Annotated in this window: 18 protein-coding genes; 9 read left to right on the plus strand and 9 right to left on the minus strand. The window is 71.2% G+C overall.

Annotated elements, in window-relative coordinates; all coding sequences use genetic code 11:
- Positions 1-34: 34 nt before the first annotated feature.
- Both AB0K21_RS11565 and AB0K21_RS11570 read right to left on the minus strand, forming a co-directional pair.
- Positions 35-2,068 (minus strand): PASTA domain-containing protein, encoded by a 2,034-nt coding sequence (locus AB0K21_RS11565; RefSeq protein WP_343966498.1) that lies wholly within the window; start codon positions 2,066-2,068, stop codon positions 35-37.
- A gap of 280 nt (positions 2,069-2,348) precedes the next feature.
- On the minus strand, positions 2,349-3,197 hold the full coding sequence (locus AB0K21_RS11570; RefSeq protein ID WP_343966500.1) for a TIGR03619 family F420-dependent LLM class oxidoreductase: 849 nt from the start codon (positions 3,195-3,197) through the stop codon (positions 2,349-2,351).
- A 216-nt stretch (positions 3,198-3,413) separates the two neighbouring features.
- Here AB0K21_RS11570 and AB0K21_RS11575 point away from each other — a divergent pair, with 216 nt between their 5' ends.
- The 5 genes from AB0K21_RS11575 (at position 3,414) to AB0K21_RS11595 (ending at position 7,809) form a co-directional block, all read left to right on the plus strand.
- Positions 3,414-4,205, plus strand: coding sequence for an alpha/beta hydrolase (locus AB0K21_RS11575; RefSeq protein ID WP_343966503.1), 792 nt, complete (start codon positions 3,414-3,416; stop codon positions 4,203-4,205).
- Positions 4,202-5,452 carry an LLM class flavin-dependent oxidoreductase gene (locus AB0K21_RS11580; protein ID WP_343966505.1) on the plus strand — a complete coding sequence of 417 codons (1,251 nt, stop codon included), beginning with the start codon at positions 4,202-4,204 and terminating at the stop codon, positions 5,450-5,452. Before AB0K21_RS11575 ends, AB0K21_RS11580 begins: the two co-directional genes overlap by 4 nt.
- A 129-nt stretch (positions 5,453-5,581) precedes the next feature.
- Positions 5,582-6,463: a TIGR03619 family F420-dependent LLM class oxidoreductase gene (locus AB0K21_RS11585; protein ID WP_343966507.1), complete on the plus strand. Its 882-nt coding sequence runs from the start codon at positions 5,582-5,584 to the stop codon at positions 6,461-6,463.
- Positions 6,464-6,613: 150 nt separating this feature from the next.
- The gene (locus tag AB0K21_RS11590) at positions 6,614-7,438 is read left to right on the plus strand and encodes a HipA family kinase (protein WP_343966509.1); all 825 of its coding nucleotides are present in this window, start codon (positions 6,614-6,616) and stop codon (positions 7,436-7,438) included.
- The gene (locus AB0K21_RS11595; protein ID WP_343966511.1) at positions 7,435-7,809 is read left to right on the plus strand and encodes a DUF3037 domain-containing protein; all 375 of its coding nucleotides are present in this window, start codon (positions 7,435-7,437) and stop codon (positions 7,807-7,809) included. Before AB0K21_RS11590 ends, AB0K21_RS11595 begins: the two co-directional genes overlap by 4 nt.
- Here AB0K21_RS11595 and AB0K21_RS11600 read toward each other — a convergent pair.
- The 5 genes from AB0K21_RS11600 to dxr form a co-directional block, all read right to left on the minus strand.
- Complete coding sequence (locus AB0K21_RS11600; protein WP_364149382.1) at positions 7,792-8,328, minus strand: GNAT family N-acetyltransferase; 537 nt, start codon at positions 8,326-8,328, stop codon at positions 7,792-7,794. The two genes, AB0K21_RS11595 and AB0K21_RS11600, sit on opposite strands and share 18 nt — an antisense overlap.
- A 113-nt stretch (positions 8,329-8,441) precedes the next feature.
- Positions 8,442-9,284: a GNAT family N-acetyltransferase gene (locus tag AB0K21_RS11605; RefSeq protein WP_030904382.1), complete on the minus strand. Its 843-nt coding sequence runs from the start codon at positions 9,282-9,284 to the stop codon at positions 8,442-8,444.
- 67 nt (positions 9,285-9,351) lie between these two features.
- A complete protein-coding gene (locus AB0K21_RS11610; protein ID WP_364149384.1) occupies positions 9,352-10,965 on the minus strand; it encodes an alpha/beta hydrolase in 1,614 nt (537 codons plus the stop codon).
- A 276-nt stretch (positions 10,966-11,241) separates the two neighbouring features.
- Positions 11,242-12,408: a flavodoxin-dependent (E)-4-hydroxy-3-methylbut-2-enyl-diphosphate synthase gene (gene ispG / locus AB0K21_RS11615; protein ID WP_343966517.1), complete on the minus strand. Its 1,167-nt coding sequence runs from the start codon at positions 12,406-12,408 to the stop codon at positions 11,242-11,244.
- Between the two features lie 35 nt (positions 12,409-12,443).
- Positions 12,444-13,628: a 1-deoxy-D-xylulose-5-phosphate reductoisomerase gene (dxr, locus tag AB0K21_RS11620; RefSeq protein ID WP_364149386.1), complete on the minus strand. Its 1,185-nt coding sequence runs from the start codon at positions 13,626-13,628 to the stop codon at positions 12,444-12,446.
- A gap of 193 nt (positions 13,629-13,821) precedes the next feature.
- On the opposite strand from dxr, the gene AB0K21_RS11625 reads away from it, so the two are divergent.
- Both AB0K21_RS11625 and AB0K21_RS11630 read left to right on the plus strand, forming a co-directional pair.
- A complete protein-coding gene (locus tag AB0K21_RS11625; RefSeq protein WP_364149388.1) occupies positions 13,822-14,907 on the plus strand; it encodes a peptidase in 1,086 nt (361 codons plus the stop codon).
- Between the two features lie 78 nt (positions 14,908-14,985).
- A complete protein-coding gene (locus AB0K21_RS11630; RefSeq protein WP_364149390.1) occupies positions 14,986-16,032 on the plus strand; it encodes a hypothetical protein in 1,047 nt (348 codons plus the stop codon).
- 155 nt (positions 16,033-16,187) lie between these two features.
- On the opposite strand, the gene AB0K21_RS11635 is transcribed toward AB0K21_RS11630, so the two are convergent.
- Entirely contained in the window at positions 16,188-17,615 is a 1,428-nt protein-coding gene (locus tag AB0K21_RS11635; protein WP_343966527.1) for an aldehyde dehydrogenase family protein, read from the minus strand.
- Between the two features lie 214 nt (positions 17,616-17,829).
- Between AB0K21_RS11635 and AB0K21_RS11640 the strand changes: the two genes are divergently transcribed.
- Complete coding sequence (locus AB0K21_RS11640) at positions 17,830-18,465, plus strand: TetR/AcrR family transcriptional regulator (protein ID WP_343966529.1); 636 nt, start codon at positions 17,830-17,832, stop codon at positions 18,463-18,465.
- Positions 18,466-18,507: 42 nt separating this feature from the next.
- Here AB0K21_RS11640 and AB0K21_RS11645 read toward each other — a convergent pair whose 3' ends face one another.
- A complete protein-coding gene (locus tag AB0K21_RS11645) occupies positions 18,508-20,028 on the minus strand; it encodes a PucR family transcriptional regulator (RefSeq protein ID WP_364149393.1) in 1,521 nt (506 codons plus the stop codon).
- A gap of 90 nt (positions 20,029-20,118) precedes the next feature.
- Between AB0K21_RS11645 and gabT the strand changes: the two genes are divergently transcribed.
- Positions 20,119-21,471: a 4-aminobutyrate--2-oxoglutarate transaminase gene (gene gabT / locus AB0K21_RS11650; RefSeq protein WP_364149395.1), complete on the plus strand. Its 1,353-nt coding sequence runs from the start codon at positions 20,119-20,121 to the stop codon at positions 21,469-21,471.
- The last annotated feature ends 67 nt before the right edge of the window (positions 21,472-21,538 follow it).

The following is a 21,538-nucleotide window of genomic DNA, read 5'->3' on the forward strand; positions in this document are numbered from 1 at the left end:
CCGCCCCGGGGGCGCCCGTCGCCCCGGCCCGCCGTCATCCCGAGGGAGCCGCCTCCCCGGGTACGGGATCCGGCGAGTCGGGCGGGTCGGGAGGCGCGGTGGTCTCGCCCGGGCCGTGGCTCGGCCCAGGCCCCGGGCCCGGATCCGGGCCAGGCCCGCTCTGGCTCGCCACCCCGACCGTGATCACGACCGTCGCACCCGGCCGGGCGCAGGTGCCCGGCGCCACGCTCTGCGCCAGTACCACACCGTCCTGGGCGTCGTCGGTGACCAGCCGCGCCCGGGTCCGTACCGCGAAACCCGCCCCGCCGAGCGTGTTCGAGGCGTCGGCCGCGCTCTGGCCGGTGATCGACGGCACCGGAGCGCCGTGCCTGGAGACGACGAGCGCCACCGCGCTGCCCGGCGAGACGTGCTTGCCCGCACCGGGGGTGCTCGCCAGCACCCGTCCGGCCGGCTGGTCCGAGCAGCGCGTACTCACCCCTCCAGCGGCCAGCCCGGCCTGGGCGAGCGCCGCCTGGGCGGCGCTCCTGGCGAGGCCGACCAGCGTGGGCACCTGGATCCCCGCGGAGACCTCCAGGTTGACCTTGCCCTTCCTCGGTAGCGTGGTCCCCGCCACCGGGTTGCTCGCGAGCACCTCTCCGACCGGCCGGTCGGAGCTGACCGCTCGGACGGTCCCGGCGACCAGCCCGGCCTGTTCGATCAGACGCGCCGCCCCGGAACGGTCCAGCCCGACGAGAGCCGGCACGACCGTGGTGACCTCGGACGGCGGCAGCGGGGAGGATCTGACACCCTCCGCGCGCGGAGGCTTGGCCGGGTTCGCCGGGAGGGGCCTGACCGGCGGGCTCGTCCTGCTCGCCTGCGGCGTCTCGGCCTGGGGACCGGCCTCCACCACCCGAACCGCCGGCGGTGCCGCCGTGCCTTTCGGGGTGACTCCGCTCAGTGCCGGGACCAGCACCCCCGCCAGCACCGCGGCGCTCACCAGCAGCGCCCCGGAGACCGCCATCGACGCCCTGGTGGCCGCCCGCCCCGGGTGAGTGCGAGGCTCGTCGAAGTCCTCGCCTTCGGTGAGGTGCCCGCGCCCACCGGACATCGCCCGCCAGGCGGCCCCGGACGCGCGCGACCTTCCCGCGAGGCCCGACCCCCCGAAGGAGCCGGCGGGGCCGGACACTCCGGACGGGTCCGAGACGTCAGGCCCGCCGGAGCCGACCCGCAGGGCGAGACCGCCGGGCACCGGAGGGGTCCGGGAGTCGAACACCGACCCGCGCCCGCCGTCGCCGAGCAGCGCGAGCAGCAACTCACGGCTGCTGGGACGGTTACCGGGGTTCTTGTCCAGGCAGTCGACCACCAGCGCGCCGAGCAGCCCGTCGAGGCGCCCCAGTTGCGGGGCGGCGGTGAGGATCCGGTTCAGCACCGCCGCGATCGAGTCCTGGCCGAAGGGCGCCTGGGCGTTGGCCGCGAAACATATCGTGGCGCCCCAGGCGAAGACGTCGGCCGCCGGGTTGATCTCGGCGCCCTCCACCTGCTCGGGCGCCATGTAGGCCGGAGTGCCCGCACCGCGCCCGCTCTGGGTGGCCGCCGCGTCCAGCGCCCTGGCCAGCCCGAAGTCGATGACCCTCGGCCCGTCCGGACCGAGCAGCACGTTCTGCGGCTTGAAGTCGCGGTGCACGATCCCGGCCCGGTGGATGGCCGCGAGCGCGGTGGCCGTGCCGATGGCCAGACGCTCCAGCCTGCCTCCCTCGCGGGGCCCGCTGACCGCGACCTCACGGTGGAGCGACGGGCCGTCGACGTACTCGCTGACGATGTAGGGCCGGTCGCCCTCCAGCCCGGCGTCGATCACCTGGGCCGTGCAGAACCGGGCCACCTGCTTCGCCAGCTCGACCTCGCGCAGGAAGATCTCAGGGTTATCCCCCACCGAGCCGTGCAGAAGCTTGACCGCGTAGGGCTCTGATCCGGTGTCGGGGCGCACCCCGACATAGACCACTCCCTGGCCTCCCTCTCCGAGCCGCCCGATGATCTCGTACTCACCGAGCGCCGCCGGATCCCCCGTTCTGAGCGGCTGCGCATACGGCACGCGAGCCTCCCCTCGCCGCCACCCTTCTCACTCAAGAAGAAGCATCGCCGACAGTCAACGGGCAGACAGGTCTTCTCCTCCTCACCGTGATATTCATGTGATGCTCAGGTCAGGGCAAGTACCAACAGACCCCTCGAATCGCCGATGCCCAGCACAGAGCCGATGCCGGGCCGGTCATCCGGTACGGCCCGCGGGACCGGGCCCCGGCGCGACATTGCCCCGGAGTCGGCTTGGAGGCACACGACCTCGGGCCCACCGGGAACACCCGGGCCGCGGCCGGTCAGCGCAGGAAGGCCGCGTACTCGTCGAGGACGGGGAGGATCTGGTCGGCCTCGGCGCTGGGGAGGCTGAGTACGACCTCCTCGATGCCCAGTTCGGAGTAGTAGTCGAGTTTCTCCGCGTTGGGAAGCGTGCCGAAGGGGATGACCTTGACCATCTCGCGTTCCGCCTTGTCGCAGGCTTCGCGCAGGGCGGGGAGGGCCGCCCTGACGCCCCGGCCGCCGATCGGCATCCAGCCGTCGGCGTACTCGGCGACATGGGCGAAGAGCTTGGGGCCCGCGGCCCCGCCCACGTAGACGGGGGGACCGGAGACCGGCTTGGGCCAGGACCAGGAGGGCTCGAAGCCGACGTGGCGGCCGTCGAAACCGGCCTCCTCCCGGCTCCACAGGGCCTTCATCGCCAGCATGTGCTCGCGGGCCACGTCGCGGCGGGAACGGAAGCCCTGCGGGCCGAGGTGATCCTCGACCTCCTCGACGTTCCAGCCGAACCCGATGCCGAGCACCACCCGGCCGCCGGAGAGGTGGTCGAGGGTGGCGACGGCCTTGGCGGTGACCAGGGGTTCGCGCTGGGCGACGAGCATGATGCCGGTGCCGAGGGCGATCTCGCTCGTCACGGCGGCGGCGTGGGAGAGCGCGACGAGCGGGTCGAGCGTGCGCCGGTACTCCTCGGGGAGCACCGCCTGCCCCGCCGCCGGGGGCGTACGGCGGGAGACCGGGATGTGCGTGTGCTCCGGCAGGTAGAGGGAGGCGAACCCGCGCGCCTCGGCCGCCCCGGCCAGTTCCGCGACCGGCATGGACCGGTCGGTGGCGAACATCGTGACACCCAGCCGCATCAGCGCCTCCGTCTTCACGCCCGGACCTTCGACGGGCATTCTTTCCCATCTTCCAGCCGTCCGCCCAGGTCGCCGGGGGGACGTCCCAGCCAAGCGGACCCGCTTGGTTAACCAAGCGATTGCTCGTTTATCATCCCTAGGGTAGCTTGCTCACGTCACCAAAGACGAGGCGTTCACCGAGCACGGCTGAGCACCGCGGCCGGCGGACACGGCAATCCTCACGGGAGGACGCTGATGGCGTTCACGGATCTGGGCGACGTCCGGCTGTTCCACACGGACGACGGCTCCGGCGACACGACGCTGCTGCTCGTCCACGGCCTGGGCGCCGACTCCCACGAGTGGGTCCACCACATCCCCACCCTCGCCAGGCACCACCGGGTGATCGCGGTGGACGTGCGCGGGCACGGCTACTCCTCCGCCCCCGAGAGCGGCAACACCCCCCGGCGGATGGCCGACGACCTCGCCCGGCTCTGCGCCGCCCTGGGGGTGGAGTCGTGCGTCGCCGTGGGCCACTCGATGGGCGGCCAGATCGTCTCCCACCTCGCCGTGGAGTATCCCTCGCTGGTCAGGGCGCTGGTCACGGTCGACCCCGGCTACGGCTTCACGGGCGCGGTGCGCGAATACCTCCCCACCCTGATCGAGCAGATGCGCGAGGACGTCGTGGGGGTCTCGCTGCGCAACGACGAGTGGACCTGGACCGCCGCCACGCCCGAGTGGCTGCGCGAGTGGCATCGGCGCCGGATCCTCGCCACGCCTCCGCACGTACTCCTGCAGGCCTTCGAGGCGATGTTCGGCGGCCCGGACGCGCTCGGCCTGCGTCCCAACTCCGACGACTACCTCGCGCGCCGGGCCTGCCCGGTGCTCACCTTCTGGTTCGACCCCGCCCAGGCGGCGTGGGAGGCCGGGCTGTTCAAGGACCCGCACTCCAAGGCGGTCGTCTGGGAGGGCAGCGGTCACCGGCTGCACGAGGAGCGTCCGGGCGAGTTCCTCATCGTCGTCACCAACTGGCTAAGGAGCCTGCCGTGAAGTTCTCGTTGATGCTCAACCCGCAGATCCCCGGCTCGGGCTACAGCCAGGAGGAGAACGCGAAGGCCAGAAGGCCGATCGGGCGCGACACCGAGTCGTACCAGAAGCTGCTGGACGAGGTGCGCGAGATCGCCGTCCACGCCGACCGGATCGGCTTCGACGCGCTGATGATGACCGAGCACCACTTCCACTCCGAGGGTTTCGAGTTCTCGGTCAACCCGCTGATGTTCCTCACCGACCTGGCCGCCAGGACCGAGCGCATCCTGCTCGCCCCGCTCGGCCTGGTACTGCCCGCCTGGGACCCGATCAGGGCGGCCGAGGACGTGGCCCTGCTCGACCAGTTCAGCAAGGGGCGGCTGCGGCTCGGCGTGGCCCGCGGTTACCAGAACCGCTGGATGAACGTGCTGGGACAGCGCTGGCACGCCTCGGCCGCCAGGTCCGACGGGTCGAACTCCGACAACCGCAACTTCGACGTGTTCGGCGAGGTGCTGAACATCATGAAGATGGCCTGGACCCAGGAGACGCTCCGCTACAAGTCCGACGTGCTCGACTACGAGATCCCCTCGCCCTTCGACGGGATCGAGGGCTGGGCGGCGCAGGAGTGGACGAGGACGTTCGGCGCCCCCGGGGAACTCGACGAGAACGGGAAGATCCAGGCGGTCTCGGTCTGCCCCCGGCCGTACCAGAACCCCTACCCGGAACTGTGGCAGCCGTTCACCATCTCCGACCGCTCGGTGATCAGGGCCGCACAGGAGGACATCCTGCCGTGGATGTTCACCCCGAACCCCGACGACCACGCCGCCAAGGCCAGGCTCTACCAGGAGGAGGCGGCCAAGTGCGGCCGTGACTACAAGCTGGGTGAGCACACCGGCATCCTCAAGATCGTCGGGATGGCCGACACCAAGGAGGAGGCCATCGCCACCTACGGCAAGAGCATGCAGAAGGACTTCGCCGCCTTCTTCGGGCCGTTCGGCTACCTGGAGGTCCTGCGCAAGAAGGAGGACGACAGGCACCAGCCGATCAGCCCCGAGAAGGGCGACTTCAAACGCATGAACGAGGTCGAGATGGCCCTGCTCGGCGGCCCCGACGACGTCAAGCGCGGCATCCAGCGGATGCTCGACCGGATGCCGGACCTGGAGTGGTTCGGCCTGTTCATGCAGGGTCAGCAGGGCGTCCTGCCCCTCGACACCGTCAAGCGCAACCTGGAACTGTTCGCCACCAAGGTCATCCCCGAGTTCTCCGACTGACCTTTCGCTGAATCGGCCCTCCGGAGGTCCCCTCCCCTCGGACGTCCCCGGGGAGGAAGGACAGGGACGACACCCGGCCACCCCGGGACATCTATCGAAATTTCAGCATTTCGGAGCCTGGGAGGATCCGTGCAGTTCTGGCTTGGCGCGTCGTTCGTCGAGACCGGCCAGTTCCTCGAACTGGCCGGGGCGGCGGAGCGGTGCGGCATTCACACGCTCACCCTGTCGGACCACATCTTCTACGCCGACTTCGAGTCGCCCTACCCCTATTCCAGCACCGGCGCCCCCCGCTGGAACGCCGACACGCACTGGCCGGACGCGTGGGTGACGATCGGCGCGATGGCCGCCGTCACCACCACCCTGCGTTTCGCGCCCAACGTCTACATCGCCCCGGCCCGTGATCTGTTCACCGTCGCCAAGCAGGTCTCCACGGCCGCGGTCCTGTCCGGGAACCGGGTGACCTTCGGCGTCGGCGTCGGCTGGTGCAAGGAGGAGTTCGTCCAGACAGGCCAGGACTTCCACACCCGGGGACGCAGGCTGGACGAGATGATCCCGGCCCTGCGCGAACTCTGGGCCGGCGGCACCGTCACCCACCACGGCGCCCACTACGACTACGGCCCGCTCTCGATCTCCCCGGTACCCTCCGCGCCCGTGCCGTTCTTCGTCGGCGGCGACAGCGAGGCTGCGCTGCGCCGCGCGGCCAGGACGGGCGACGGCTGGATGGGCAACCGGATCTACACCGAGGAGCGGCTCGACCCGGTCCTCGCCGACCTGCGGCGCTACCTCAAGGAGTACGGCAGGGCGGAAGACGCCCTGCAGATCATCGCACCACTCGCGGTCATGCCCGACGCCGCCACCTACCGCCGCTTCGCCGACAAGGGGGTGACCGGAACGATGGCCGCGCCCTGGTGGCTGGCCACCCCCGAGGAGAAGGCCAGGTACGGCGATGGCGTCGAGCTCAAGGTCGCCACCATGGAGCGCTTCGCCGAGGAGGTCATCTCGAAGATGTGACGCCGCGCCCGACAGGCCCGGCCGGGCCCCGGATCAGGCCGCGGTGGAACGCGGTGGTGATCACCGCACCGAACCGGCACGGCGTGCGTCGGCCGGGCCCGCGTGCCGGGTGACCGGTCGCCCGGCGGCCCGAGCCGATAGCCTGGCCGGGTGCTCGAAAAGATCAAAGCCACCCGTTATGTGACGCCCCTGCGGGAGGGCGGCTCGCTCCCCGGGGTCATGGAGGCGGACGACCTCGGCACGTACGTCGTGAAGTTCCGCGGCGCCGGCCAGGGCCGCCGGGTCCTGGTGGCGGAGATCGTGTCCGCCGGGCTGGCCCGGCGTCTCGGCTTCCGCACGCCCGAGCTGAAGGTGATCGACGTCGATCCACAGCTTGGCGCCCGCGAGCCGGACGAGGAGATCCAGGACCTGCTCAAGGCCAGCGAGGGCAACAACCTGGCCGTCGACTTCCTGCCGGGCGCGCTCGGCTTCGAGCCGCTGGCCTGGCCTCCGGATCCCGGTTTCGCCTCCCGCCTGCTCTGGTTCGACGCGCTGATCCACAACGTCGACCGGAGCTGGCGCAACCCGAACCTGCTCCTGTGGCACGGCGACACCTGGCTGATCGACCACGGCGCCGCGCTCTGGTTCCACCACAACTGGCCCTCGGCCGACCCGCTGCGCGGCTTCGACGCGCGCGACCACGTGATGGCCCCCTTCGCCACCCGGATGCCCGAGGCCGACGCCGAGTTCAGCGAGAAGATCACCCGGGACCTGCTCGACGGGGTGGTGGACGAGGTTCCCGACGAGTGGCTGGAGGACGAGCCGGGGTTCGACGGGGCGCAGGCCGTGCGACAGGCGTACGTCGAGCACCTGCTGACCCGCGCCCAGGGCCCGCGCACCTGGCTGCCGGCCCCCTCGTCCGGCTCCGGCCGGGACCCGGCGGCCCAGCAGGGAAGGCCCGGCTCGGTGGGCGCGTTCTGGAAGGACAACCGGTGAAGGACGTCTACGAGTACGCGATCATCCGGGTCATCCCCCGGGTGGAGCGCGGCGAGCTGATCAACGCCGGCGTGCTGCTCTACTGCCAGCCGCGCGGCTATCTGTGCGCCCGCGTGGAGCTGGACGAGACACGCCTGCGCGCCCTCGACCCCCGGGTGGACCTCGACGGCGTACGGCACGCGCTCGACGTCTACCGGCGCTCCTGCGGCGGCGAGGGACCGCTGACCGCGGAGCCGCTGGGCGGCCGGTTCCGCTGGCTGACCGCCCCGCGCAGCACGATCGTGCAGACGGGCCCGGTCCACGCCGGTCTCACCGCCGACCCGGAGGCGGAGCTGGAACACCTGATGAGCCGCCTAGTCCGCAGCCCCTGACCCGAGACCGGAAAGCGACTTGTGCATGCGGACGCGGCTGAGCGTCTGGTCCTCCAGGTGCACTGTCTCGACCTCGACCCGCCGATAGCCGAGCCGCTCGAAGACCGGCACCGCGCGCCAGGAGGCGTGCGTGCGGAGTTCTTCGACCTCGTCGGCCCGGGCCGCGTTCTCGACGGCCGTGAGCAGCAGCCGGGCGACGCCCCGGCCACCGTGGCCGGGGCCGACGAACAGCTGGTCGACCTCGCCGCGATGGAGCTGTCCCACCGGCCGCAGAGCGACGTTGGCGAAACCGGCCACCTGTCCTGCCACCAGGGCCACGAAGGTCTCCGTCTGGTCGATCATCCGGGCATGACCGTCGAGGTTGCGCCGCCGAGACCAGGCCGCCAGCTGTTCGGCGGTGTAGTGGGCGGCGGCGGATTCCGAGATCGCCCGCAGGCTCAGCTCGTACAGCCGGTTCGCGTCCTGCGGGACGGCGCGTCGCACCGTCGGTGTGGGCACGGACATCGCGGGCACGGACATGGGGATCGTCACTCCTGGGTGTCGGGGCGGGCGCCGGAGCCGCCGGCCGCACGCCTGGGCCGCCGGAAGGGCCCGGCGAGGTGGTGGGAGATACCTGGGCGGCGGGACGCCGGTCAGAAGAGTACGGACATGAAGGTGCCGACCTCGACGAAACCGGCCCTGCGGTAGGCGGCCCTGGCCGGGGCGTTGTAGTCGTTGACGTACAGCGAGACCACCGGCGCGAAGTAGTCGAGCGCGTGCTTGACCACCGCGGCCATCCCGGACACCGCGTGGCCGCGGCCACGCAGGTCGGGGTGGACCCAGACGCCCTGGATCTGGCAGGCATGCGGCGTCACCGCGCCGATCTCGGCCTTGAAGACGACCCTGCCCCCCTCGATGCGGGCGTACGACCTGCCGATCCTGATCAGCTCGGCGACCCGGGACCGGTAGAGGGCTCCGCCGTCCCCCAGCTCAGGGGAGACACCCACCTCCTCGGTGAACATCGCCACGCAGGCCGGCAGCAGGATGTCGAACTCGTCGGGCCGGACCCGCCGCACCAGCGGGTCGGCCGGGAGCGGCGACGGCTCGGTGGCCACCATGAGCGGCTGCGCCCAGCGGATCGCCCGGGCGGCTCCCCAGTGCGGCTCCAGCCGCTCCCAGAGCACCTCGACCGCGTCGGCCGGGCCGACGATCGAGGAACAGCGGCGGCCCTGCCTGCGCGCGCGTTCGGCGAAGGCGTAGACGGCGTCGGTACCGGCGTTGACCGGAACCAGGTTCGCCCCGGCGTAACAGAGGGAGGTCAGGCCACCGCGCGGCCCGAACCCCCACATCTGGCCACCGAGTCTGGCCGGATTGAGCCCGACCGAACGGACCCTGGAGGCGACGAAAACGTTACCGACGGGGTCGATGTCGAGAAGCGCCAGGACCTCGTCTCGATCGTTGTCGTCGAGCACGCGCGACGCCGTTGTACGCAGCATCACATGCTCAGCCTACGCGACCCCCTCGATTTTGGCAGGAACCAACACAGAGCATCTCATCTACCTGCTAGATCGCCCCTCCCCCCGAGTGCCCGGCGGGCACCCGGACGGGCGAGGGTCCGATCACCGGCACGGGCACCGGCGGCGGCAGGCCGGGGCAACGGGCGTCCGGGCCGCCGGAGTCCTGCCGTGCTCCACCGGGAAGGGTGCCGTCCCGCAGGTAGGCGGCCAGGCGACGGTCGACGCAGGCGTTGCCGTTGAGCGAGATCCCGTGGTTGCCGCCGGGTACGACCAGCAGCCGGGAGCCGCGGAGCAGGGTGCGCATCCGCAGCGCCCCCGCGTACGGGGTGGCGGCGTCGCGCTCACCCTGGATCAGCATGACCGGGGGCAGCCTGGTGCTGTCGTGCACCCGCACGGGGGTGCCCCCCTGCACGGGCCAGAACGCGCACGGCGCGTTGTACCAGGCGTTGGGCCAGGTGAGGAAGGGCGCCCTGGCGTTCGCCCTGGTCATGTCCGTGCGCCAGCGTGTCCAGTCGCGCGGCCAGGCGGCGTCGCGGCACTGCACCGCCAGGTAGACGGCGTAGCTGTTCTCATCCTTGGCGTCGTTCTCCACGTGCTTGCGGTAGGCGTTGAGCAGGAGTGCCGTCTCCCCCTTCTTGACGTAGGCGGAGAAGGCCTTGGCCAGCTGCGGCCAGACGGCGTCGGAGTAGCCGCCGACGGTGTAGAGATCGTCGAGCTCGCTCGGACCGATCACTTCCGCCGCGGGATGGCCGCCCAACCGGGTACGCATGGCGTCCCAGGCGAAGGAGACGGCCCTCTCGGTGGTGCCCAGCCGGTAGACCGGATTGTGACGGGCGATCCATTTGAGGAATTCCCGGTGCCTGCTCTGGAAGGCGATGCTCTGGCTCAGGTTCGAGCGGTACCAGATACCGCGCGGGTCCACCACGCTGTCCAGGACGAGCCGCCTGAGCCGGCCGGGAAAGAGCGTCGCGTAGACCGCGCCCAGGTAGGTCCCGTACGAGTAGCCCAGGAAGCTGATCTTCGACTCGCCGAGCGCCTCCCTGATCAGGTCCATGTCCCTGGCGGAGTTCTCCGTGGTCATGTGGGGCAGCATCCAGCCCCACCGGTCACCGCACGCCTGGGCGTACTCGCGGGCCCGATCGATGAGCGTGCCCTCGTCACGCCTGGTGACCGGCACCTGGTCGGGGCGGGGCGGCCGGTAGTACTCCGCGGGGTCGACACAGCTCAGCGCGGGCTCGCTGGCCCCCACCCCGCGCGGGTCGAAACCGACCACGTCGAACCGGTCGGCCAGGCCGCCGGGAAGCCCCGCCACGACGCCCTTGACCAGATCGCGACCGGACGCACCGGGCCCGCCCGGATTGACCAGCAGCGCGCCGAGACGGTCGTGGACGGCCCTCCCCCTGATCCGGTTCAGGGCGATGTCGATGGTCTGGTACGGGTTGCCGTAGTCGAGCGGCACACTCAGCGTGGCGCACTCCATCCGGCTGTCCGCCCGCTGCGCGGGAACGGACGGCGCCACCCCGGGCAGCGAGATCCCGCCGCCCTCGCAGGGCCCCCAGACCAGCCCCTCCCTCTCCTGGGCCACCGCCCCCCGCGGCACTCCCACCGCGACCGCCAGCATCGCGATGCTCGCGGCAATCCCGACGACCCTCTTCTTCACTGCGTCCCCCTACTCGTACGGCAGAGGCGATGGTCTCCCGGAGGGGGTGCGATTCACCCGGGACACAACCGGATATCTAGCAAAGTGTAGTCAGATGATTGCTAAGTGTAATGGTTCCAGGTCGGACGGCACCGCCGAGCAGGCCACCAGAACACCGCAAACGGCCACGGAGGCTACGGAGACCGGAGATCCCCGGCAGAGAGCCCCCGCAAAAGGCGCGCCCCCGGCAGCGAGAGAACGGCCGGGGGCGGACACGCGCGGGAAGCGGAGCGGTGCCTAGCCGACGACGACCTGGGCGCCCATGACGTCGTCGTCGAGGTCGACCTCCACGCCCATCTGCTCGGCGAGACGCAACGCCTCTTCGATCAGGGTTTCCACGATCTGCGACTCGGGAACGGTCTTGATGACCTCGCCCTTGACGAAGATCTGACCCTTGCCGTTGCCGGAGGCGACACCGAGGTCGGCCTCGCGGGCCTCTCCCGGGCCGTTGACGACGCATCCCATCACCGCGACACGCAGCGGGACCTTCAGCCCCTCCAGCCCTGCCTGGACCTGCTCGGCCAGGGTGTAGACGTCGACCTGGGCGCGCCCGCAGGAGGGGCAGGAGACGATCTCCAGGCCACGCTCGCGCAGGTTGAGCGACTCCAGGATCTGGTTGCCGACCTTGACCTCCTCGACCGGCGGGGCGGACAGCGACACGCGGATGGTGTCGCCGATCCCCTCGGCGAGCAGGGCCCCGAAGGCGACGGCGGACTTGATCGTGCCCTGGAAGGCCGGGCCCGCCTCGGTGACGCCGAGGTGGAGCGGGTAGTCACACCGGGCGGCGAGCAGGCGGTACGCCTGGACCATCACGACCGGGTCGTTGTGCTTGACGGAGATCTTGATGTCGCGGAAGCCGTGCTCCTCGAAGAGCGAGCACTCCCAGAGCGCCGACTCCACCAGCGCCTCGGGGGTGGCCTTGCCGTACTTCTGGAGCAGGCGGGGGTCGAGCGAGCCGGCGTTGACGCCGATCCTGATCGGCACGCCTCGGTCGGCGGCGGCCCGCGCGATCTCACCGACCTTGTCGTCGAACTTCTTGATGTTGCCGGGGTTGACCCGGACCGCCGCGCAGCCCGCCTCGATCGCGGCGAAGACGTACTTCGGCTGGAAGTGGATGTCCGCGATCACCGGGATCTGCGACTTCCTGGCGATGGTCGGCAGCGCGTCGGCGTCGTCCTGCGAGGGGACCGCGACCCGGACGATCTGGCAGCCCGAGGCGGTCAGCTCGGCGATCTGCTGGAGCGTCGCGTTGACGTCGGCGGTGACCGTGGTGGTCATCGACTGGACGGAGACCGGCGCGTCCCCGCCCACGGGGACGGAACCGACCATGATCTGACGAGATATGCGTCGCTCGGCGATCGGCCTGGTCCTTACGGACGGGATTCCGAGAGCAACAGAAGTCATTTTCAGCCCTTGAAGAGTCGACGACGCTCACCAGTCTAGGCAGTCCCGGTGAGCTCCCGTGCCCTTATCCGTGCCCAGGAGTCGGCATCGAGCACCTCGGCCACCGAGCCGGCCTCGGTGACGGCGTGCTCGGAGACCACCGAGGCCACGGTGTCGACGATGCCGAGGAAGGGCAGCCGACCGGCCAGGAACGCCTCGACGCAGACCTCGTTGGCGGCGTTGTAGACGGCCGGTGCCGTGCCGCCGGCCGCGCCGACGTGGCGGGCCAGCGTGACGGCGGGGAAGGCTCCGTCGTCGAGCGGCTCGAACGTCCAGGTGTGGGCGGCGGTCCAGTCGACGCCGGGCGCGGCGTCGGCGACCCGCTCGGGCCAGCCGAGGGCCAGCGCGATGGGCAGGCGCATGTCGGGCGGGCTGGCCTGGGCGATGGTCGAGCCGTCGACGAACTCGACCATCGAGTGGACGACCGACTGCGGGTGGATCACGACGTCGATGCGCTCGAAGCCGATGTCGAAGAGCAGGTGCGCCTCGATGACCTCCAGGCCCTTGTTGACGAGCGTGGCGGAGTTCACCGTGATCACCGGTCCCATCGACCAGGTCGGGTGGGCGAGTGCCTGCTCGGGGGTCACCTCCGCGAGATCCGCGCGCGACCTGCCGCGGAAGGGCCCGCCGCTCGCGGTGACGACCAGGCGCCGCACGGCTGAGGCGTCGGGGCCGGTGGGACCCGCCGCCCACAGGCACTGGGCCAGTGCGGCGTGCTCGGAGTCGACCGGGATCAGCTGGCCCGGCTTGGCCAGGCGCTTGACCAGCGGCCCTCCGACGATCAGTGACTCCTTGTTGGCGAGCGCGAGCGCCCGGCCGGCCTCCAGGGCGGCCAGCGTGGAGGTCAGCCCCAGCGCGCCGGTGATGCCGTTGAGCACGACGTCGGCGGGCCAGGAGGCGGCCTCCGCCACCCCTTCCTGACCGGCCAGCACCCGCGCGGCCACCCCGCGCGCGGCCAGGGCCGCACGCAGTTCCGGCACCGCGGCGGGATCGGCGACGGCGACCACGTCGGGCCTGAACTCGGCCGCCTGCCCGGCCAGCAGGTCGATCCGGCCGCCGTAGGCGGCCAGCGCCACCACCCGGAAGCGGTCGGGGTTGCGGGCGATGACGTCGAGGGACTGGGTCCCGATGGACCCGGTCGAACCGAGCAGGACGACGGAGCGGACGGTGTCTGGCTGCACCGTCCCATTCTCCCGGCTCGGGCCGCGCTGTCGAATCGCCCCCATCCCCTCGGAAATCTGTTAGACGTGAAACACGCGATAAAAGGCGATATTTAAGTCCGAATTTCGTCATATCAATAGCTGTAAATCTTGAGAAATACGTACGTACGGCGCACTAGCTTCCCGGAACAGCAACGGGCCTCGGGAGGTACATATGCGACGCACAGCACGACTCATCCCTCTTCTCACCGCGGTCGCGGGAAGCACTCTGCTCACCGCGACGATCGCGCACGGCGCCACGGGCGCGGGTGCGGGTGGCCCGGGTACGGGCGGGGGCGTCACCGCGGCGCGGGCCGTACCCCAGCCGGTCGAGAAGGAGGCGGCCGACACCAAGGCGGAGCAGCGGACCGTCCAGCGCTACTGGACGGAGGCCAGGATGGAGGCGGCGAAACCGCTCGCCGCCCTCATCCCGGAGAAGGACGGTGCCCGCCTCACCTCGGCGGCGATCGCGGCACAGGCCGCGGCCGACCCCGTCTCCATCCCCGCGACCACACCGGACGGCGAGACCGCACCGGCCGCCGGCACGACCGCCAAGGGCACGGCGGCCGTCCGCGCCTCCACCGGCGCGCCGTGGACCCGCGGCGGGGCGATCGCCAGGACCACCGGCCGCGTCTTCTTCACCTACCAGGGCCGCAACGCCTCGTGCTCGGCGAACGCGGTGACGAGCGAGAACAGAAGCACCGTGATCACCGCGGGACACTGCGTGCGAATGGGCGGGGCCTTCCACAGCAACTGGGTGTTCGTACCTGGATACGAGAACGGCGACCGGCCCTACGGCACGTGGGTGGCGACCACGCTCTACACCACCCCCCAGTGGAACAACACCGAGGACATCAACTACGACGTGGCCTCGGCCGTGGTGGCCCCGCTGAACGGCAGATCGCTGACCGACGTGGTCGGCGGCCAGGGCGTCTCCTTCAACCAGTCGCGCCGGGCGCAGATGCACTCCTTCGGCTACCCGGCGGCCAGTCCCTATGACGGTTCCAGGCTGGTCTACTGCGCCGGACGCGCCTTCGACGACTTCCTGATGTCCCGCGACATCGGGTTGAACTGCAACATGACCGGCGGGTCGAGCGGCGGCCCGTGGTTCCTCCGCTTCAACGAGAGCACCGGCCTGGGCACGCTGAACTCGGTGAACAGCTTCAAGTACGACTTCGCCTCCGGCTGGATGTTCGGCCCGTACTTCGGCACCGACGCGCAGGCCGTCTACGAGGCCGCCCAGACGACCGGCGCTCCCTGAGCCTCACCAGGCCATCGGCGGCCACGAATACCCTAAAGTAAGCACAGAAACACTCTCCGTAGTGCAAACTCGGGTTTCATGACCTCAAGCCTCCCCCTGCTTGCGGCCGCCCCGCTCGTCGCCGGGCTGCTGGGCGTCCCGACGACCGGCGTGCCGGCCATCCGGCAGACGGCCGCCGAGCCCGGGCAGCGGGCCGTGAACATCCCCGCCCTCCCTCTCACCGCGGAAGTCGCGACACCCGGCACACCGGACGTCGTCGAGCACACGGTCGCTCCTACCGCGTCGGAGCGAAAGCGCGTGCTCGACTACTGGACTCCCCGCCGGATGGCCTCGGCGCTCCCCGTCGACCGGCTCTCGAAGGCCACCGGGTTGCTCGGCCGGCTCTTCGACCGAGCCGGCCGGGGGACCGCCCCCCATCGGAGCCCGAACGGCGCCGCCACACTCACCTCCGGCGCCCGCTGGACCTCCGGCGGAATGGTCGAACGCACCACGGGGCGGGTGTTCCTGACCATCAAGGGCAGTGACTTCGTGTGCTCGGCGAGTTCGGTCAGGAGTGCGAACAGGGATCTGGTCGTGACCGCCGGTCACTGCGTCAAGGACGGCACCGGCGCCTGGGCCGACAACTGGACCTTCGTCCCCGGCTACTCCCAGGGCCGCCGCCCGTACGGGCAGTACACCGCGCGCCGCATGTTCGTCGCGGGTCCCTGGTCGCGCGGCGGCGACGACAGCCACGACATCGGCATGGTGGCGGTCAACACCAGTGACGGCAAGCACCTCGGCGACGCCGTCGGCGGTCAACAGATCGCTTTCGGCACCCCCAGAGGGCGCCCCACCAGCGGTTTCGGCTTCCCCGCCGACTCGCCCTACGACGGTGAGCACCTGGTCTACTGCGCGGGCACGCTTCGCGACGACCCGAACGGGCAGACCGGTGACCAGGGGATGCGTTGCGACATGACCGCCGGATCCAGCGGGGGCCCGTGGCTGAGCGGTTTCGACGCCTCCACCGGCCGCGGCACGATCGTCTCGGTCAGCAGTTTCAAATACAGCGACGACCACCGCACCATGTACGGCCCCTACTTCGGCGACTCGGCCAGGGAGCTCTACGCCATGGCCGCGACGTCGTGACACCGGCGGAAGAAGCGGGGGCGAGATGATCGAGGCGCCCGCGTCTCCGGTGGGAGCGGCGCGGGCCCCGTCGACGGCGGAAGCCGCGACCGGTTCGGAGGGCCGTCACCGGCGAACCGGCCGCGGGACACCGCGACCGGGGCACCGGGGCGGGCTCAGAGGGTCAGGCCGGTGAGGACCATGACCTTCTCGTAGGTGAGGTCGGCGATGGCCGAGCGGATGCCCTCGCGGCCGACGCCCGAGTCCTTGACCCCGCCGTAGGGCATCTGGTCGGCACGGTAGGACGGCACGTCACCGATGATCACTCCGCCGACCTCAAGCTCCCGGTTGGCCCGGAAGGCGTTGTCGAGACTGCGGGTGAACACCCCGGCCTGCAGGCCGTACTTGGAATCGTTGACCGTGGCGAACGCCTCGTCCACTCCGGACACCGTCTGAACGATCATCACGGGGCCGAAGACCTCCTCGCAGGAGACCTTGGCGTCGGCCGGCACGTCGGCGAGGACCGTCGGCGCGACGGTCGCGCCGTCGCGGGTGCCGCCGGCCAGCAGGCGGGCACCGGCCGCGACGGCCTCGCCGACCCACTGTTCCACGCGCTCCGCGGCCTCGACGGACACGAGCGGGCCCACCTGTGTCTTCTCGTCGGCGGGGTCGCCGACGACCAGGGCCTCGACCGCAGGGACGAGCCTGGCCACGAAGTCGTCGTGCACCGACGCCTCGACGATCACCCGCTGCACGGCGATGCAGCTCTGACCGGCCTGGTAGTTGGAGAACAGGGCGATCCGCGAGGCGGCCCAGTCGAGGTCGGCGTCGGCGAGGACCACCGCGGCGGCGTTGCCGCCGAGTTCCAGGGTCACGTGCTTGCGCGGGACCGCCTCCAGGATCGCGTACCCCACCGGAGCCGATCCGGTGAAGGAGACGACAGGCAGGCGCGGGTCCTCGACCAGCCCCGCGGCGCGGTCGTTGGGCACCGGGAGCACCGAGAACATCCCCTCCGGCAGGTCGGTCTCGGCCAGGATCTCGCCCAGGACCAGTGCGGAGACCGGCGTCGCCGGGGCGGGCTTGACGATGATCGGGGCGCCGACCGCGATCGCCGGGGCCACCTTGTGCGCCACCAGGTTGAGCGGGAAGTTGAACGGGGTGATGCCCAGGACCGGGCCGTGCGGGACACGCGAGATGTAGGCGAGGCGGCCCGCGGAGGCGGCCTCGGTGTCCAGGCGCATGGTCTCGCCGCCGAGGCGACGGGTCTCCTCGGCCGCGAACCTGAAGGTGGAGATCGCACGGCCGACCTCGCCGCGGGCCCAGAAGATCGGCTTGCCGTTCTCCTCGCTGATGAGGCGGGCGATCTCGTCGGCACGCTCGGCCAGGCGGCGCGAGACGTGCGCGAGGGCGTCGGCGCGCACGTGGATCGGGAGCGCGGCCGCCTCCTTCCGCACGGCCGCCGCGGCGGCCACGGCCTCCTCGACCTGGTCGGCCGTCGGCACGGAGCAGACGGCGACGGCTCGGCCGTCATGCGGATTGGTCACGGTGAGCTCGGTGTCGCCTGTGGCGGGGCGGCCGGCGAGCCAGAAGGGGCGCACGTCCATACCTCGACGCTATGTCACCTGCGACGGCACGGTCTTACTCCACTCCGCACAAGATCCCGGTACCGGTACACCTTTCCGGCCAATAGTCCATTCACCCCGGCCCTGTAACGAAAAGAGGGGCATTCGGGGATATTCCTTACATGGCGCCGGTTTAAATGATCTTCATCATGGCTAAGTCACCGAATGAACACTCAGAGCGGAAGGGCGTGGGCGCATGACCTCCTCGGCGCCGCGCGGCCTTCAGGGCGCGTATCTCCTCGGTGAACGGGCCTCACACGACGAACTGCGCGCCAGGTTGCTCGACGTCGCCAGCCAGTTGCTGGTCACCATCGGTCCCGAGAGCCTGTCGATGCGCCGCATCGCCACCGAGGCGGAATGCTCGACGACCGTCATCTACACCATGTTCGGCAGCAAGGAGGGCCTCGCCGAAGCCCTGTACCTGGAAGGCTTCGAGCGCTTCCGGCGGCGCCTGGAGGCCGTGCCCCCGCGCAGGGACGCCCTGGAGCACCTCACGGCGCTCGGCCCCGCCTACCGGGAGGCCGCACTGGACGAGCCCGGCTACTACGCCCTGATGTTCGAGCGCGCGATCCCCGGCTTCGTACCGAGTGAGCGGGCCAGGACCCTGGCCCGCGCGGCGCTGAACATCGTCGACCGAGTGATCGCCGACTGCATCTCGGCCGGGTACATCGTCCCCACCCAGCCCAGGAAGATCGCCGATGCCGTGTGGGCCGCCGCCCAGGGCGCGATCAGCCTGGAACGTGCCGGGCACCTGCGCGACAGCGGCACCTACGACACGGTCATCCAGGCCGTCATCTCCCGCTACCTGGTCGCCGGCGTCTCCCGGGCGTGACCGGCCTGCCGGCCTCTCCGTGGGCGGAGTCCTCGCCCCGGCTCACCTGGCGGACCCGTCACCCGGGGCGACCGCCAGGGCGATCCAGAGTTCGGCGCGGGCCGCCGGGTCGTCGAGGTCACGGCCGACGAGTTCGGCGACCCGGCGCATGCGGTAGCGCAGGGTGTGACGGTGCACTCCGAGCCGCTGCGCCGCCGCGTCCCAGTGGCCGTTGCAGTCCAGGTAGGCCCGGAGGGACTCCAGCAGGTCCGCGCGCGAGCCGTACCTCCTGAGCGGGGCGAGCAGCGCCGAGGAGAAGGCCGCCGCCGCGTCGGAGTCGAGCAGGCAGAGCAGTCCCCGGCCCGCCAGGTCGGCGAAGCGCATCACCGGCACGGCGCCGCGCCTGGCCCCGGCGAGTGCCTGGTACGCCTGGTCGAGCCCGGTGCGCAGATCGTCGAGATCGGCGGGATCGCCGAGCCCGACGGGGCCGTGCTCGCCGAGCGCCGCGGCCACGGCATCGGCCCGCGAGGCCGGGACGAGCAGGACCACCCCGTCACCGTCGGCGCCACCGTCGGCACCGCTGTCGGCGCCACCGTCGGCCGCCGCGAACTCGTCACCCGCTGTCTCCAGCACCGCCTCCCGCTCGCCGGCGCAGACGATGGCCACCAGCGGCCCGGCGGGAAGCCGCTCCCCCAGCCGCTCCAGCGTCTCGCACCCGGCGTCCACCTGCCCGGCCAGCAGCAGCCGCAGCACCGCCGAGCGAACCCGGCGCTCGGCGGCCAGGTACTCCCTGCCGTGCTCGACGGCGAGCGTCAGCAGGGATCCGGCGGCGTTGACCACGGTGTGCGCGACCGGGGTGAAGGGCCTGCCGAGGCCGACGGCGAGGAATCCCCTGACCCGGCGGGCCCCGAACGGTTGCACGATGACGTGCTCCCTGGGCGAGGAGAAGGCCGCGCTCGCGGGCGCGCCACGGCCGGTGATCTTTCTCAGCCGTTCCAGCTCGGGGCCGAGGTCGTCGGCGGCGCCGGCCGCCCCCCGGCCCGCCGCGTGCCGCACGGCCCCCGCCTCGTCCAGCAGGATCGCCCAGCCGCCCAGCTCGCGGGCCAGGCGGTCGATCACCGCGCGAGGTCCCTCCGGGCGCAGGGCGGCACGGGTGAGCCGGCCCTGGGCGGCGAAGGCACGGCTGAGCTCGTCGTACTGCTCCGCGGCGAGCAGTTCGCTGACCGCCTTGCCGATGGCGACGAACGGGATGTCGCGCGGCACCTCGAGCAGCGGCAGCCCCGCCCGGGTGGCGGCCTCGACCAGTTCCCCGGGAATCGTCTCGTGCCCGAGCCCGACGCCGAATCCGAGGCCGGCGACCTCCCTGCCGACCAGGCGCTCGACGTAGGAGGCGGCGTTGCCGGCGTCCAGGCGCATGCCCGTGGTGAGGACCAGTTCCCCGCCCTCGAGGAACGGGGTGGGATCCTCCAGTTCGCTGACCGCCACCCAGCGCACCGGCCGGTCGAGCGCGTCCCCGCCGGCGAGCACGCGGAGCCCGAGCGGTGACCGCCGTACGACGGTGCGCAGCGTCGGCGCCACAGCCACCCCCGTTTTGTACGTTACGTCCACTATTCCCCGTCAATTTTGACATAGTGCATCATCGGCACACCGACATCCACCACATACCTTCACATCATGAGCACCCTCACCGAGGGCGGCCCCTCGCTTCCGCAGGAACGCCGCGTCGTCACCGAGATCCCCGGCCCGAAGTCCCGTGAGCTGTTCGCGCGCAAACAGGCCTCCGTACCCCCGGGCATCGGTACCACACTGCCCGTCTTCGTGACGCATGCCGGAGGCGGTGTGGTCGTCGACGCCGACGGCAACTCCCTGATCGACTTCGGTTCGGGCATCGCGGTGACCAACGTCGGCAACGCCGCTCCGCGCGTCGTCGAGCGGGTGCGCAAGCAGGTCGCCGACTTCACGCACACCTGCTTCATGATCACGCCGTACGAGTCGTACGTACAGGTCGCCGAGAAGCTCAACGAGATCACCCCCGGCGACCACGAGAAGCGCACCTTCCTGCTCAACAGCGGCGCCGAGGCCGTGGAGAACGCGGTCAAGGTCGCCCGCCAGGCCACCGGCCGCCAGGCGGTCGTCGTCTTCGACCACGGCTACCACGGCCGGACCCTGCTGACGATGACGCTGACCGCCAAGAACATGCCGTACAAGCACGGTTTCGGCCCGTTCGCCCCCGAGGTCTACCGGGTGCCGCTGGCCTACCCGTTCCGCTGGCCCACCGGCCCGGAGAACTGCGCCGAGGAGGCCGCCGCCCAGGCGATCGACCAGATCACCAAGCAGGTCGGCGCGGAGAACGTCGCCGCCGTGGTGATCGAGCCGATCGCCGGCGAGGGCGGCTTCATCGAGCCCGCCAAGGGCTTCCTGCCGAGGATCGCGGAGTTCTGCCGGGAGAACGGCATCGTCTTCATCGCCGACGAGGTGCAGACCGGCTTCTCCCGTACCGGCGACCTGTTCGCCTGCGAGGACGAGGGCATCGTGCCCGACATCATCGTCACCGCCAAGGGCATCGCGGGCGGCCTCCCGCTGTCCGCGGTCACCGGCCGGGCCGATCTCCTCGACAGGGTCCACGTGGGCGGTCTGGGCGGCACCTACGGCGGTAACCCGCTCGCCTGCGAGGCGGCACTGGGCGTGCTGGAGACCATCGAGGCCGACGACCTGACCGGAAAGGCCCGCCGCATCGGCGAGACCATGCTCCCTCGGCTGCGCGCCATGGCGGAGCGGAACCCGGTGATCGGCGACGTACGCGGCCGGGGGGCCATGATCGCTATCGAGCTGGTGGTCCCCGGCACCAAGGACCCGCACCCCACGGCGGCGGGCGAGATCGCCAGGAGGTGCCACGCCGAGGGCCTGCTCGTGCTGACCGCGGGCACCTACGGCAATGTGCTGCGCTTCCTGCCGCCGCTGGTCATCCCCGACCACCTCCTGGAGGAGGGGCTCACCATTCTAGAGAAAGCCGTGAACGAGATGTGACGGTTTAGAACCCACCAAATGGGGCACCCGGCTTGATGCTGAGTGCCCCATTTGCCGTTATATGGCC

This window comes from Streptosporangium sp. NPDC049248, assembly GCF_040678965.1.
Classification (GTDB): domain Bacteria; phylum Actinomycetota; class Actinomycetes; order Streptosporangiales; family Streptosporangiaceae; genus Streptosporangium; species Streptosporangium fukuiense.